The sequence below is a fragment of the Microvirga tunisiensis genome, from assembly GCF_009296175.1.
GTDB lineage: Bacteria > Pseudomonadota > Alphaproteobacteria > Rhizobiales > Beijerinckiaceae > Microvirga > Microvirga tunisiensis.
The window spans coordinates 1-12,655 of sequence record NZ_VOSK01000195.1; the positions used below are offsets into that span (position 1 = coordinate 1).

At 67.1% G+C, this 12,655-nt stretch carries 16 protein-coding genes; 5 read left to right on the forward strand and 11 right to left on the reverse strand.

Going from position 1 to position 12,655, the window contains the following annotated elements; all coding sequences use genetic code 11:
* The first annotated feature begins 157 nt into the window (after nt 1-157).
* Nucleotides 158-526: a hypothetical protein gene (locus FS320_RS29065; protein ID WP_152715752.1), complete on the forward strand. Its 369-nt coding sequence runs from the start codon at nt 158-160 to the stop codon at nt 524-526.
* Between the two features lie 247 nt (nt 527-773).
* Here FS320_RS29065 and FS320_RS29070 read toward each other — a convergent pair whose 3' ends face one another.
* The 6 genes from FS320_RS29070 to FS320_RS29095 all read right to left on the reverse strand — a co-directional run bounded on the left by FS320_RS29070 (nt 774) and on the right by FS320_RS29095 (nt 5,436).
* Nucleotides 774-1,064, reverse strand: coding sequence for a DUF1236 domain-containing protein (locus FS320_RS29070; protein WP_338105527.1), 291 nt, complete (start codon nt 1,062-1,064; stop codon nt 774-776).
* A gap of 228 nt (nt 1,065-1,292) precedes the next feature.
* Nucleotides 1,293-2,522, reverse strand: coding sequence for an ABC transporter permease (locus FS320_RS29075; RefSeq protein ID WP_152715753.1), 1,230 nt, complete (start codon nt 2,520-2,522; stop codon nt 1,293-1,295).
* The gene (locus FS320_RS29080; protein WP_338105526.1) at nt 2,509-3,240 is read right to left on the reverse strand and encodes an ABC transporter ATP-binding protein; all 732 of its coding nucleotides are present in this window, start codon (nt 3,238-3,240) and stop codon (nt 2,509-2,511) included. The genes FS320_RS29075 and FS320_RS29080 overlap by 14 nt, the downstream gene beginning before the upstream one ends.
* 13 nt (nt 3,241-3,253) lie before the next feature.
* Entirely contained in the window at nt 3,254-4,690 is a 1,437-nt protein-coding gene (locus FS320_RS29085) for an efflux RND transporter periplasmic adaptor subunit (RefSeq protein ID WP_152715755.1), read from the reverse strand.
* Between the two features lie 111 nt (nt 4,691-4,801).
* Nucleotides 4,802-5,104 (reverse strand): hypothetical protein, encoded by a 303-nt coding sequence (locus FS320_RS29090; RefSeq protein ID WP_152715756.1) that lies wholly within the window; start codon nt 5,102-5,104, stop codon nt 4,802-4,804.
* Nucleotides 5,105-5,151: 47 nt separating this feature from the next.
* Nucleotides 5,152-5,436 carry a hypothetical protein gene (locus FS320_RS29095; protein WP_152715757.1) on the reverse strand — a complete coding sequence of 95 codons (285 nt, stop codon included), beginning with the start codon at nt 5,434-5,436 and terminating at the stop codon, nt 5,152-5,154.
* A 660-nt stretch (nt 5,437-6,096) separates the two neighbouring features.
* Here FS320_RS29095 and FS320_RS29100 point away from each other — a divergent pair.
* The gene (locus FS320_RS29100; RefSeq protein ID WP_152715758.1) at nt 6,097-7,689 is read left to right on the forward strand and encodes a DUF4118 domain-containing protein; all 1,593 of its coding nucleotides are present in this window, start codon (nt 6,097-6,099) and stop codon (nt 7,687-7,689) included.
* Nucleotides 7,686-8,378 carry a response regulator transcription factor gene (locus FS320_RS29105; protein ID WP_152715759.1) on the forward strand — a complete coding sequence of 231 codons (693 nt, stop codon included), beginning with the start codon at nt 7,686-7,688 and terminating at the stop codon, nt 8,376-8,378. The genes FS320_RS29100 and FS320_RS29105 overlap by 4 nt, the downstream gene beginning before the upstream one ends.
* A gap of 312 nt (nt 8,379-8,690) precedes the next feature.
* Here the strand turns inward: FS320_RS29105 and FS320_RS50335 are convergent, their stop codons facing one another.
* The 5 genes from FS320_RS50335 to FS320_RS29125 all read right to left on the reverse strand — a co-directional run bounded on the left by FS320_RS50335 (nt 8,691) and on the right by FS320_RS29125 (nt 11,400).
* On the reverse strand, nt 8,691-8,861 hold the full coding sequence (locus tag FS320_RS50335; protein ID WP_342211963.1) for a universal stress protein: 171 nt from the start codon (nt 8,859-8,861) through the stop codon (nt 8,691-8,693).
* The gene (locus FS320_RS29110; RefSeq protein WP_342211964.1) at nt 8,798-9,127 is read right to left on the reverse strand and encodes a universal stress protein; all 330 of its coding nucleotides are present in this window, start codon (nt 9,125-9,127) and stop codon (nt 8,798-8,800) included. The genes FS320_RS50335 and FS320_RS29110 overlap by 64 nt, the downstream gene beginning before the upstream one ends.
* Nucleotides 9,128-9,175: 48 nt before the next feature.
* Entirely contained in the window at nt 9,176-10,018 is an 843-nt protein-coding gene (locus tag FS320_RS29115; protein WP_152715760.1) for a universal stress protein, read from the reverse strand.
* A gap of 63 nt (nt 10,019-10,081) precedes the next feature.
* Nucleotides 10,082-11,065, reverse strand: a complete 984-nt coding sequence (locus FS320_RS29120; protein ID WP_152715761.1) for a zinc-dependent alcohol dehydrogenase family protein — start codon at nt 11,063-11,065, stop codon at nt 10,082-10,084.
* Nucleotides 11,066-11,118: 53 nt separating this feature from the next.
* Entirely contained in the window at nt 11,119-11,400 is a 282-nt protein-coding gene (locus FS320_RS29125; protein ID WP_152715762.1) for a hypothetical protein, read from the reverse strand.
* A gap of 264 nt (nt 11,401-11,664) precedes the next feature.
* On the opposite strand from FS320_RS29125, the gene FS320_RS29130 reads away from it, so the two are divergent.
* Nucleotides 11,665-11,862: a hypothetical protein gene (locus tag FS320_RS29130; protein ID WP_152715763.1), complete on the forward strand. Its 198-nt coding sequence runs from the start codon at nt 11,665-11,667 to the stop codon at nt 11,860-11,862.
* A gap of 36 nt (nt 11,863-11,898) precedes the next feature.
* Complete coding sequence (locus FS320_RS29135) at nt 11,899-12,450, forward strand: pyridoxamine 5'-phosphate oxidase family protein (RefSeq protein WP_152715764.1); 552 nt, start codon at nt 11,899-11,901, stop codon at nt 12,448-12,450.
* Nucleotides 12,451-12,655 lie beyond the last annotated feature (205 nt).

Here is a 12,655-nt window from a genome sequence, read left to right on the forward strand (position 1 = left end):
CTCCTGATCGAGCCGGCTCATGCGCTCCTCCGTGTCGTCCCGTGACACGGTAGGTCGACTTCAACCGGAGGCGACATCTCGTAAATCTGGCCGTCGCCTTACTCACACATTCGCGCGTCGCGCTACAATGTCGGAATGCCAAAGGGGAGACCGTGCCATGAACCGCCTGCTGGTCAGCCTTTTCCTTGCCGCGCCATTGATCCCGGTCAGCACCACGGGCATGGCGCAGCAGCAGTTCGATGGGCGCTGGACCGTCACGACCATCCCAGAGAAGGGCGGCTGTCGGAGGAAGCATCATTATGCGGTCGTGGTTGAGAATGGAGTGGCCCGCAATGCCTCCGGGCAGACGAGGGCCAATGTCACAGGCGGGCTCGAACCCAGCGGGCGCGTTCAGGTTGGTCTCCAACGCCGCGGGGCCCAGGTTGACGTCACAGGCAACCTCGCGGGGCAATCGGGTTCCGGCCACTGGACTATCGCCGGCAGGATCGACTGTTCGGGACGGTGGACCGCCGCCAAATGGCGCTGACGCCTGATGATGGAGTCGATCGCGAACTGGTCCTGCACGAGGTGTGGAACAGACAGACATCATCCAGAGACGAGGCAGACGATTGCCGAACTTCCGTAGTCACAGGGTAAGCGGACCATCCTAAGGCTATGCCCAACGGCTCCGATTGACCCATTCCGGTCCTTCACTTGTCAGCAGATGCTGGAATTGAGCCTCAAGAAAACGGCAGGGGGCGCGAGGCTCCCTGCCACTGACGGGCGCACCGGGGTCACTCGATGACCTGCACGATCCTGCGGGTCTTCGGGTCAACCAGCACGGTGCGGTCGTTCACCACCGTATAGCGGTGCTCGGTGCGCACGCCGACATCCTCGGGGACGGAGTACATCTCGATGTTCGACGGCAGCTCCTCGCCGACCGTGACCGTCTTGGAGACCCTCACCGACGGTCGCCGTTCCCGCACCACGTACTGCTTCACCTTGGCCGACTCGTCGGCGGTGAGCGCACCGCCGACGATGGCTCCCGTCACGCCGCCAACGGCGGCGCCCAGGGGACCACCCACGGCGGCACCGGCAGCCGCGCCGCCGACGGCGCCACTACCTTAGGCAAGGGCGTAAGAGGCAAGCCGGAGAGCGTCAGGACAGCGGCTGCCAAAAGAGTACGTTCGCGCATTCAACCCTCCCTTGGAAGCGTACATCGATTCAACCCGCACGGGGCCGGCGTGGTTCTCCGTCCGCTGCGGCAGGCGAGCATCGCACGTGCCCCCCTTGTCGTCCCATCGGGGAGCCGGCTATTCGGAGCGCAGCGCAACGATCGGATCGAGGTGCGCGGCCCGCCAGGCCGGGTAGAAGCCGAAGGACACCCCCACCATTCCCGCGAACGCGATCGCGACGATCAGGGTGCTCACGTCGATGAGGACGGACCACCCGACCGTCATGGCGACCGCCACGGAGCCGGCGATCCCAACCAACGCCCCGAGCAGGCCGCCCAAGGCCGCGAGCGTCACCGCCTCGACCAGGAACTGGGCCAGGATGTCCCGATCCTGCGCGCCGACGGCGAGCCGAAGCCCGATCTCGCGGGTGCGCTCGGTAACCGAGACCAGCATGATGTTCATGATGCCGATCCCGCCGACGACGAGGGAGACGGCCGCGACCGCGGCGAGCAGCCCCGACAGGGTCCGCGTGGCGGCCTGCTCGATGCCGGCCACCTCAGCAAGGTTGCGGATGATGAAGGTCTCGTCCTGTCCGGGCGGGAGGCGGTGGCGCTGGCGCAGGAGGTCGCCGATCGCCGGCATGACCTCGGCGGCCGATCCGCCCTCCGCGTACTTGACCGAGATGCCGTGGACCAGTCGCGGGCTGGCGCGGTTCACGCCGACAAGCTGACTGCGGGCCGTGGCCAAGGGCACGAGCGCGACATCGTCCTGATCATCGCCCCAGACGCTCTGCCCCTTGCGGTCGAGGACGCCGATCACAGTGAACGGCACGCCCCGCAGGCGAACGACGGTGCCGACCGGATCGGCCTCGCCGAACAGCTTCTCGCGGATGGTCGCGCCCAGCAGCACGACCATGGCCGAGCGGACGTTGTCCTCGAGGGTCATCTCCCGTCCATCCACGACGCCCCACCCGCGGACGGCCAGGAAGTCGGGCGTGACGCCATGGATGGGCGCCATCCAGTTGGACGCGCCGCTCGTGAGCTGGGCCCGGCCGTACAGCACCGGCGCGACCGCCACGACGTCGGGCACCTCCGCCGCGATGGCCCGTGCGTCGTCCTCGTTAAGGCGGGGCGAGGCGCCGCGGCCGAGCCGCACGCTCTTCATCGTCAGGCTGCCCGGGCTGATGCCGATCAGGTTGGCCCCCAGGCTGCGGATCTGGGCCGCGACGTGCTCGCGCGCGCCGCTGCCGACCGCCACCATCACCACGAAGGCCGCCACCCCGATGATGATCCCGAGCATCGTGAGCGCGCTGCGCAGGCGATGGGCCCGCAGGGAGCGGAACGCGGTCCTGACGCTAGCTCCCAACATGATCCGCGCTCGCGCCTGGTGGGCAGGGATCGGGACACCGACACTCGTCCGAGACGACCCGCCCGTCGCGGAAGGTCACCACGCGGTCGGCATAGGCGGCGATCTCCGCGTCATGCGTGACCAGAACGACCGTGAGGCCACGTTCGCGGCGGAGACGCTGGAGAATCGCCATGATGTCCCGGCCCGTCTGAGTGTCGAGGGCCCCAGTCGGCTCGTCCGCCAGCAGGACCATGGGGTCGTTGACCAGGGCGCGCGCGATCGCGACGCGCTGCTGCTGCCCGCCCGACAGCTCCGCGGGCGTGTGCCTGATCCGATGGGCCAGGCCGACCTCGTCGAGGAGCGCCAGGCAGCGGCGGCGGCGCTCGGCGGCCGGCACGCGGGAGTAGAGGAGCGGCAACTCGACGTTCTCGAGAGCTGTGGTCCGCGGCAGCAGGCTGAAGGACTGGAAGACGAACCCGAGCTTTCGGTTGCGGATCGTCGCGAGCGCCCGGCGCGCGAGGCCGGTGACATCGATGCCGTCGAGCCAGTAGCCGCCCTGGCTCGGGGTGTCGAGGCAGCCGATCAGGTTCATCAGGGTCGACTTGCCCGAACCCGACGGACCCATGACGGCCACGAACTCCCCCCTCTCGACCCCGAGGCTGACCCCGTCGAGGGCCCACACGAGCTCGCCGCCGGTGCGGTAGCCGTGTCGCAGCGCTTGAGTCCGGATCAGGGCCACGGCCGCGGGTCTCCTACCGAAGCCGAAATGTGGCAAGGGGCGGCGTGGCTGGGGATCCGGCCGCCGCCTGCCCGACCACGACGGCCTGGCCATCGACCAGATCTCCGGCCAGCACTTCCGTCATGCGGCCGTCGCTGATGCCCAGACGCAGCGGCACCGGGACAGGCCGACCCTCCGGCCCGAGGACGAAAACCTGGCCGCGGAGGCCCGGCTGCTCCGGCGATGGTCCGGCGGGACTGGCGACGGCGCCCTGCGCCATGGCTTCGGGGACGTGGTCCGGCGGCCGGAAGCGCAAGGCCATGTTGGGCACCTTCAGTACGTCCTTCGTGCGGCCGACGACGACCTGGAGATTGGCCGTCATCCCGGGCAGGAGCGCTTCGTCCGAGTTCCCCGTGGCGATCACGGCCGTGTAGGTGACCACGTTCTGCACGGTCTGGGGGGCCTTGCGGATCTGCTGGACGCTTCCGGTGAACGAGCGCCCCGGATGGGCGTCGACGGTAAAGGTGACGGGTTGTCCGACGGCAAACCGGCTGACGTCCGCCTCGACCACGGAGGCCTCGACCTGCATCTGCCGCAGATCCTGGGCGATCGTGAACAGGGTCGGGGCTTGCAGGCTGGCCGCGACGGTCTGCCCGCGGTTGACGTTGCGGTTGACCACGGTTCCCGTGACGGGCGCACGGATGTAGGTGCGCTCGAGGTCGATCTGGGCTTGGCGCAGGAGGGCGTCCCTCTGCGTCACCTGCACCGCTGCGGCAAGGAGCTGGGCCTCGGCCATCCTGGCGGCCGCTTCGGCGGCGCGGATCGCGGAGGCCTGCGACAGCTCCTGTGCCCGCGAGGCCGCGAGCTGCGCCTCGGCTGCCCGGTGTGCGCTCTGGACGCGTTCCCAATCGCTGGCCGAGACGATCGCGCGCTCGGCGAGCGACTGCTTGCGGTCGAGGTCGCGCTTGGCGTCGTCCGCCGCCAGTTCGGCCCGTACGGTCTGCGCCTTTGCCACAGCGAGCGCCGACCTGGCATTGTCGAGTTCGGCGCGGGCCCGCTCGATGCCGGCCTGGTGGACGGGCAGGCCGGCCTGCCCGGTCTTCAGCTCCGCCTGCGCCTGGGCGACCCGGGCCTCGTAGATCTCCGGGCTGATCCTCGCGATCACCTGGCCCTGGGTGACGGCGGAGTTGAAGTCGACGAAGAGGTCCCTGACCTGGCCCGAGACCTGCGACCCGACCTCGACGAGTACGACGGCGTTGAGCGTGCCGCCCGCGGTGACCGTGGAGACGAGGTCGCCCCTTTCCGCCGGGGCCGTCCGATACGCCGACGGCTCCCGGTTGCTTGGAGCGGGCGCCAGGGAGCCCAACAGGTCCGACAGGACGGGCGGCATGGCGCCCTCCGGGACCAGGTTGCGGGCGGGCCACAGCATCCCGGCCGCGATGAGGGTTGCAAGCAGGAAGATCCGCGTCATGGCGTTTGTCCCATGGCTATGCCCGGCGCCCCGCAGGAGGGCGCCGGGCAGCGATTATGGAAGCCGGAGACGTCGATGCCTCCGGCTCGATGCCGCTGGACCGCAGGGCCGCTAGAACTGCCCGGGCGGGCACTTGTTGCTGCCCGTGCCGCCGCACGCGGTGTCGGTATCGGTATCCGTCTTGTTTCCGGTATTGCCCTGGCCGGTCGTCTCCGTCGTCGTCGTCTCGGTGAACTTCGGGTTCTTGCCTTCGTCGACGGTGACGACGACGCACTCCACCTGCCCGTTGGTGCGGGTGAAGGTGCCGCCTCGCGCCTCGCACTGCTCCTGGGACGGCGAGGCCGCCCAGGCGGCGGGCGCGATGGCAAGCGAGGCTGCGGATGCGAGAAGGGCCAGTGAAAGTACACGAGTCATGACTGCCTCCTGTTGGAAGAGAAAGATCAGATGAACCATGGTCGGGCCTAGAACTGCCCGGGAGGACACTTCTGGCTGCCCGTTGGCTCGCAGACATCCGAAGAAGCGGGCTTGTTTCCACTGTTCCCCTGGCCGGTATCCGTCGACGTATCGGTGAATTTCGGGTTCTTGCCTTCCTCCACGGTGACGCATTTCACTTCCCCGTTGGTGCGGGTGAAGGTGCCGCCGCCCGCCTCGCATTGCTCCTGGGACGGCGAGACCGCCCAGGCGGCTGGCGTAATGGCGAACGAGGCGGCGGATGCGAGAAGGGCGAGCGAAAGAATACGTGTCATGACTGCCTCCCGACAGAAACAATGAAGATGTATATGCTGGTCGCGATTACTTTCTATTACGCTCCCTCCGGCATTGGCTCATGGAGCATGTCACTAACCATCGCGAGTTAATACATTGCGCTCCAGTAATGAACTCAGCAAGCAAAATCGGCTAGAATTTTTGGATAATAAGGATTATGTCGTTCTCGCAATAGCATATGTTATTGACAAGCCGTGCGTCGATCCAGACGGGCGTAATACGTATCCATACTTGATCCGATCATGAGAGGAGCGGGGAAAGCCGCGCAATTCTGCACGATTATGCATGGCGAATACTTTCGCGGATCTGGGAAATGCCAGAATCCATGCGGCCTATACATGCCATGGCGCGATCTGTTCTTCCTGGCCGATCTGTTCAGCATGGGCCAACGGGACAGGATCCTCGGTCGGGAGGCTATTCCGCGCGGCACCCCGCGGCAACGGCGGCGCGGCCGCATAAGCCGCCTTTATATGAGATTTATATTTCCGATCCCACGCGGGATGCCTTGCGTGGAACGCTTTTCGCCCGAAAGCGTAGGTTTCCTGCTGAGGTTGTCTCGTTCCCGACGGTTCATGTGCAGACCGTTTGCTTGAGGAGGCGCGCGGATCCCCTGCATCGGCCTTGGGTGGAGGTGAACGCCTATGCGCGATGCCGACAGCCGGATGGCGGAAACCTTCGCCCGCACGGGAGGTGCGGCGCGAGGCTTGCGGCACCTTCTCGCCGATCATGCGGTCGATCCATGGTCCTTCGGCGCCGCCCTCGCGGCCGTCGCCGGCATCCTTGTCCCCTCCTTGCTCCTGAAGCGTGTCGCCGGGGTCGAGTGCGTCGACACCGTCTTCCTCATCGCGGTCGTTGCCGTGGCGATCCGGTACGGCCTCTGGCCCTCTCTCGTTTCGGCCGTCGCCGGCGCACTGGCCTACGACTTCTTCTTCGTGCCGCCGGTGCATGAGCTCACGATCACCCACCCCGACAATGCCATCACGCTCCCGGTCTTCATGCTGGCGGCGGTCGTGACCAGCCATCTGACCGCCCGGCTCCGCATCGAGGCGCTGGCGGCGCGCAGGTGCGTGGCCACGGCCGAGGCGCTCTACGCCTTCAGCCAACGGGTCGCCGGGATCACCGAACTCGACGAGTTGCTCCGGGCGACGGTGCAGCAGATCGGCACGATGCTCGATTGCGAGGCCGCGCTCCTGCTGCCGGATGGGACGGGACAGCCCGCCGTTCGGGCAAGCACCCCATCCTGGCGGGAGATCGAGGCCTCAGGGGATGGCGATCCCGGCGCCCGGCACGCCGACGTCCGGTTCCTGGACCTGTGGACGAACGATGCGGTGGTCGGCCAGGTGGGGATCGCCCGACACGGGACTCGCACTGCAAGGCACGGGACTCGCACTGCAAGGAATGAAGACCTCCTGACGGGCGACCAGCAGAAGACCCTCGATGCCCTCCTCAGCCAGGCCGCCGTCGCGATCGAGCGCATCCGGTTCGGGCGGGAGAGGGACGAGGCCCGCCTGGCGGCGGAGACGGAGCGGCTGCGCGCGGCCCTGCTCACCTCGCTCTCGCACGACCTGAAGACGCCTCTTTCATCGATCCTTGGCGCGATCACCGCCCTGCGGACGGACCGAAACCTCTACGGCGAGACCGCCCGCGACGAGCTGGAGAGCATGATCCAGGACGAGGCCGAGCGGCTCGATCGCTTCGTGGCGAACCTGCTCCACATGACCCGCCTTGAGGCGGGTGCCATCGTCCCGGATCGCCAGCCCGTCGATGTCGGCGAGGTGATCGGCTCGGCGGTTCGGCAGACCGCCTCGGTGCTGGGCGGCCATGCGGTCAGGGTCGAGGTCGCCCCGGACCTGCCCTTGCTCGATCTTGACCCCGGCCTGCTCGAGCACGCGCTGGTGAACCTGCTCGACAACGCTGCGAGGTACGCCCCCGCGGGTTCGGCCGTCACGCTGAGGGCGCGCCAGGAGGCCGGAGGCGTTGCCGTCGAGGTCGCCGACGAGGGTCCCGGTCTGCCGTCCTGCGAGCCCGAGCGGGTGTTCGAGATGTTCCGCCATTGCGGCAACCGGGATCGGCAGGCGACCGGCACGGGACTGGGCCTCACGATCTGCCATGGCTTCGTCGAGGCGCTCGGCGGCCGTATCCGGGCCGGGAGCCGGGACGACGGGCCGGGAGCGGTCTTCACCATCACCTTTCCGAAGTCGCTCCTCTCGGTGACCAAGGCCACCGGTCCATGAGCGCCGGGGGCATCGCCCTTCTGGTCGTCGATGACGAACCATCCGTCCGCCGTCTCCTGCGCACTACCCTCACGGGCCACGCCTATCGCATCCTCGAGGCCGCGAGCGGGCAGGCGGCGCTCGACATGCTGGCCCGCGAGCGGCCCGATGCCGTCCTGCTCGACCTGGGACTGCCGGACATCGACGGCCTCGAGGTGATCCGCCGCCTGCGCGGCTGCGGCATCGGGGTGCCGATCATCGTGCTCTCGAGCCGCAACGGCGAGCCCGGGAAGGTCGAGGCCCTTGATCTCGGGGCCGACGACTACGTCACCAAGCCGTTCGGCATGGCCGAGCTCGTGGCGCGCATTCGCGCCGCGCTGCGCCGGCGCGCCCCGGGGCAGGGGACGGAGGCGGTGTTCCGGAGCGGGGAACTGACGGTGGACCTCACGCGCGGCCTTGTGCAGGTGGCGGGCCGGGAGGTGAGGCTGACCAACAAGGAATGGGACATCCTGCGCCTGCTGGTGATGCACGCCGGCACCGTGCTGACCCATCGGGCGATCATGCAGGCGATCTGGGGATCGCGAGGGGAGGTACAATACCTGCGCATCTACGTGCGCACCCTGCGCCAGAAGCTGGAGCCGGATCCGGAGCAGCCGCGCTACATCCTGACTGAGACCGGGATCGGCTATCGGCTGCGGACCGACTATTAAGGTGGGATCGGCACGATGCGCTCGGCGGATCGCCTGCTGCGGGATCATGCCATCCGGTACATTTCACCCGATCCCTCCATCTGCTGCTCATATGTGATCGCCAGTTGCGCGAATCCTCTAAGTCCTACTCCCACCTTTGACTGAGAAGGTTTCGTGCGATGTCTTGGCTCAATATTCCATCTGATCAGGCTCCCTGCGAAGGTCCGTTCCTGGCACGAAGCTGACTTTCGTGGAACGCCCGCTCCCAGCTCGAATTCGGCCATTCAGGTGAATGGTCAGACTGATCGATGTTGCCCCGCCGCCTCGGAACCCTCAGCGCACGACCAGGACTGGGATGTTCGAGTGGGCAAGGACCTTCATGGTCTCGCTCCCGAGAAGGAGAGCCGAGACGCCGCCGCGTCCATGCGAAGCCATGACGATCAGGTTGCAGACGTGATCCTCGGCCATGCGGATGATCGCCCGGTAGGGTGCGTCGTCCTCCATCTGAAGCGCGTGGCCTCGACGCCTAGGTTGCGCGCGATTTCGGACGCTTCCGACAGGGTGCGCTCGGCCTGCTTCCGCATGTGCTCCCTGAACGAGTCCGATGTTTCCTCCAACTGATCGGCCTCGAGTGCGAAGACATGGAAACGCTCGGTGACCGTCAGGAGCAGGACCTTGGCGCCCAGCGCCTTGGCGAGGTTGACCCCGTGTTCGACGGCACGGGCCGCCAGGGACGAACCGTCGGTGGCAATCAGGATGTTCTTGTACATGCAGGCCTCCCTCGGTGAAGTGTGTGCGCGGATGTCGGGCCTCTACGTTCAGTAGGACAGGAACAGGGGTACCGACGCGTTCTTGAGCAGTGACTGGGTCGTGCCGCCGAGCACCATTTCGCGCAGGCGCGAATGGACATAGGCGCCCATCACGATCATGTCGGCCCGCGTCAGGTGGGCATGGTTGCGCAGGGTCTCGGCCACGTCCCCGTCCAGGACCGGCAGCGCCAGGACAGTCGCCGTCACGCCGTGTCGGGTGAGATGCGGGGCGATCTCCGCGCCGGGCAGCGTGTGCGCCAGATCCTTCTCGCCCGTGACGCTGACCAGCTCGACCTGCGTCGCCGCCCTCAGGAACGGCAGGGCATCGTTGAGAGCACGCGCCGCCTTGGCGCTGCCGTCCCACGCCACGACGATCCTGTCGGCCGCGAAGGCCTCGCGGCCCGGGGGCACGACCATGAGAGGCCGCCCGCTGTCCATGAGCACGGCCTCGATCAGCCCGCGGTCGACGGCCAGGGCAATCGGCTCCGCGTCGAGGACCGTCAGGTCATGCGCACGGGCCAGCGAGGCGAAGCTCCCGATGAGGTCCGGATACGTCAGGTGCGGCGCCTGGCTGATGCAGGCGACGCCCGATGCGGCAGCGGCCCGCTGGGACGCGTCGGCGGCTGCGTGGGCAAGGGCATCGAGCCGGCGGTTCTCGGTCGCCACGAGTCCTTCGGCGAAGTCGCTGACGAAGGAATACGGCGCGATCACCTTCAACGAGGCGGCCTGGACGGTGACGTGGGCGCCGGCCTCCCGGGCGAGCGCAAGCCCGTAGGGCAGGGCCGAGGACCGCTCTTCGCCATCCCCCTCTTCCGTGATCCCGATCAGGATGCTGCGGATGTTCTCAAGCATGGTTTCCTCCCTTCGTCCTTGGCGTCGGGTTTCCCGACGGATGATTTCCGGTTCTGCCCTGTGTCAGGGGACCAGCACCGCGGCCCCCTGGAGCCGTCCCGACCGGAGTTCGTCCAGGGCCTCGTTGGCGGCCTCCAGCGGATAGCGCACCGTCTGTGTCCTGATCCGGGCCTTGGGAGCGATCTCCAGGAAATCCAAGGCGTCGTGACGCGTCAGGTTGGCGACGGACACGACCTGCCGCTCCTCCCACAGGAGCCGATACGGGAACCGGGGGATGTCGCTCATGTGGATGCCGCCGCAGACGACGCGGCCGCCTTTCCGTACGGCTCCGAGCGCCAGGGGCACGAGATCGCCCACGGGCGCGAAGATGATCGCCGCATCGAGGCGCTCGGGCGGCGCCTCGTCCGAGCCGCCGGCCCAGACAGCGCCGAGCGAGCGGGCAAAATCCTGGGCGGCGACGTCGCCCGGGCGGGTGAAGGCCAGGACGCGGCGTTCCTGCCAGGTGCAGACCTGGGTGACGATATGAGCCGCCGCACCGAAGCCATAGATGCCGATCCTTTCACCGGGTCCCGCAGCCACCAGCGAGCGCCAGCCGATCAATCCCGCGCACAGGAGCGGAGCCAGGGCGACAGGATCATCGTCCTCCGGCAGGGTGAAGGCGTACGCCGAGTCTGCGATCACGTGGGACGCGAAGCCGCCGTCGCGGGTGTAGCCCGTGAACTGGGGATCGTCGCACAGGTTCTCATGCCCTGAGGTGCAGTAGGGGCAATGGCCGCAGGTATGGCCGAGCCAGGGAATGCCGACGCGTTCCCCCAGGCGGCGGTTGCGGACACCGGAACCGAGCGCCTCCACCCGTCCCACGATCTCATGGCCGGGGACGACGGGAAGCCTGGGATGCGGCAGGTCGCCCTCGACCACATGGAGATCGGTCCGGCACACCGCACAGGCCTCCACCGCCACGCGGATCTCGCCGGGGCCGGGTGACGGCAGCGCCCGCTCCTCGATGACGAGCGGTGTGCGCACCTTATGGAGGACCATCGCCTTCATGGGCCGGACCTCTACCCTGTGGCTTCAGCGCTGGCAGTCATAGGCGCCGCAGGCTAGTCGAAGCCGGCCCTGATCCGCTCCTGCAACTCCTCAAGCTCCGCAACGTAGGGTGCACGGCGCTCCTGATGGTACTCCCAAAGCCGAGCGATCATCTTGCGCTTGAGGCTTTCGTCCCCCAGGCCGCGTTCAATGGCGTCGAGCTTCTTCTCGCAAGCGAAATCGATATCGGCCAAATCGGCCAGGAGCGACTGAAGGCGGGGCAAGATGTCGGGCGAATACACCGTATTCGTGCTCGACGTTTCCCGGGAACGCGGGTGCTGCACATCCAATGACATGGCTTCCTCCGCTGTTGTTCTGGTTCTTGGCTGGCTTCCGCCTGAGCTGTTAACCTAAGTTAACCAGAACAATTCGGGCAATCTGAGGCAGCTTGGCGGTCGTCTCGCCTGGAACGAGGCCGGAAGATGCTGAGCTGCTTCGGTCCAGGCCGCCTTGATGTGGATCAAAACGGCCCTGCAAAAGGGTGGTATACTGGACGCTCGTTCATGGAGGTGGCGCGGCATGGATCCCATGTAGCGTCCCGATCGGCAGGGGAGGAGGACATGATCTCCTGGATCGTCCGTCTCTTGATGATCGCCGCAGGTGCCGTGACGGGCTGGCTCGTGGCTGAGGATGCTCCCAACTTCGGCATCATCCAGATGATGGTGGCCCTCCTGCTTCTTACCCTCATCGTCGCCGTGCTGGCGTTCTGGCCTTCCGATTGGACGGCTCGGCTCAACCGCCTGCAAAGGTCCCGATAGCAACCGCATTGGCTTGCGCCAGCATGGAGGCGGCAAATGGACGAGGAACTCAGACGCAAGATCCTGACGCTGCTGGACCGGCACCGGGTCATGACGGTTGCCACCCTCAGGCCGGATGGCTGGCCGCAGGCGACGACCGTCGGCTATGCCAGCGAGGGTCTCACCCTCTACTTCCTGTGCGGCCTGGACAGCCAGAAGGCCGCCAACCTGGCGCGGGACGACCGGATGTCGCTGACGATCGATCACGACACGTCGGACATCATGGCGATCTCAGGCCTGTCCATGGCAGGACATGCGCGGGCGGTGACCGATCCGGCGGAGGCGGGCAGGGTGATGCGGATGCTCATGCGGAAGTATCCGGAGCAGGCCTCCCTGCCGGGCCCGATGCCGGGTCCGGAGGAGGTTCGGATCTTCCGCGTGATGCCGACCGTCATCTCGGTGCTCGACTATTCCAAGGGCTTCGGGCACACCGATCTGGTCAGCATTGCCGATGCCCCGGGGGACGTCCTGGACATCGTCGAGGAGGCCGATGAGGAATCCTTCCCGGCCAGCGACCCGCCCGCGTGGACGCGGACGACGGCCCGATAGGATCCGTTCGACGGCGGAGCCAGAACGCGGCCGATGTGGGGAGAGCAAGCCTTCCCTAGAGCGCGTTGACATTCAGGCTTTCGACGGACTCGCAAATCTGATTCAAGCTCCTTTTGGGCGCGGAGGCTTGGGTGAGCGGAGTTCGTCTGATGTTGAAAGATCACCAGTGGGATCGGATGGAGCCGCATTTGCCGGGCAAACGCAT

Excerpts from the sequence above, each read along its gene's own strand:
- FS320_RS29115 (WP_152715760.1), bottom strand. The coding sequence starts at position 10,018 with ATGCTTGAGAACATCCGCAGCATCCTGATCGGGATCACGGAAGAGGGG.
- FS320_RS29105 (WP_152715759.1), top strand. The coding sequence starts at position 7,686 with ATGAGCGCCGGGGGCATCGCCCTTCTGGTCGTCGATGACGAACCATCC.
- FS320_RS29100 (WP_152715758.1), top strand. The coding sequence starts at position 6,097 with ATGCGCGATGCCGACAGCCGGATGGCGGAAACCTTCGCCCGCACGGGA.
- FS320_RS50335 (WP_342211963.1), bottom strand. The coding sequence starts at position 8,861 with ATGGAGGACGACGCACCCTACCGGGCGATCATCCGCATGGCCGAGGAT.
- FS320_RS29065 (WP_152715752.1), top strand. The coding sequence starts at position 158 with ATGAACCGCCTGCTGGTCAGCCTTTTCCTTGCCGCGCCATTGATCCCG.
- FS320_RS29125 (WP_152715762.1), bottom strand. The coding sequence starts at position 11,400 with ATGTCATTGGATGTGCAGCACCCGCGTTCCCGGGAAACGTCGAGCACG.
- FS320_RS29130 (WP_152715763.1), top strand. The coding sequence starts at position 11,665 with ATGATCTCCTGGATCGTCCGTCTCTTGATGATCGCCGCAGGTGCCGTG.
- FS320_RS29135 (WP_152715764.1), top strand. The coding sequence starts at position 11,899 with ATGGACGAGGAACTCAGACGCAAGATCCTGACGCTGCTGGACCGGCAC.
- FS320_RS29075 (WP_152715753.1), bottom strand. The coding sequence starts at position 2,522 with ATGTTGGGAGCTAGCGTCAGGACCGCGTTCCGCTCCCTGCGGGCCCAT.
- FS320_RS29110 (WP_342211964.1), bottom strand. The coding sequence starts at position 9,127 with ATGTACAAGAACATCCTGATTGCCACCGACGGTTCGTCCCTGGCGGCC.
- FS320_RS29095 (WP_152715757.1), bottom strand. The coding sequence starts at position 5,436 with ATGACACGTATTCTTTCGCTCGCCCTTCTCGCATCCGCCGCCTCGTTC.
- FS320_RS29090 (WP_152715756.1), bottom strand. The coding sequence starts at position 5,104 with ATGACTCGTGTACTTTCACTGGCCCTTCTCGCATCCGCAGCCTCGCTT.
- FS320_RS29120 (WP_152715761.1), bottom strand. The coding sequence starts at position 11,065 with ATGAAGGCGATGGTCCTCCATAAGGTGCGCACACCGCTCGTCATCGAG.
- FS320_RS29085 (WP_152715755.1), bottom strand. The coding sequence starts at position 4,690 with ATGACGCGGATCTTCCTGCTTGCAACCCTCATCGCGGCCGGGATGCTG.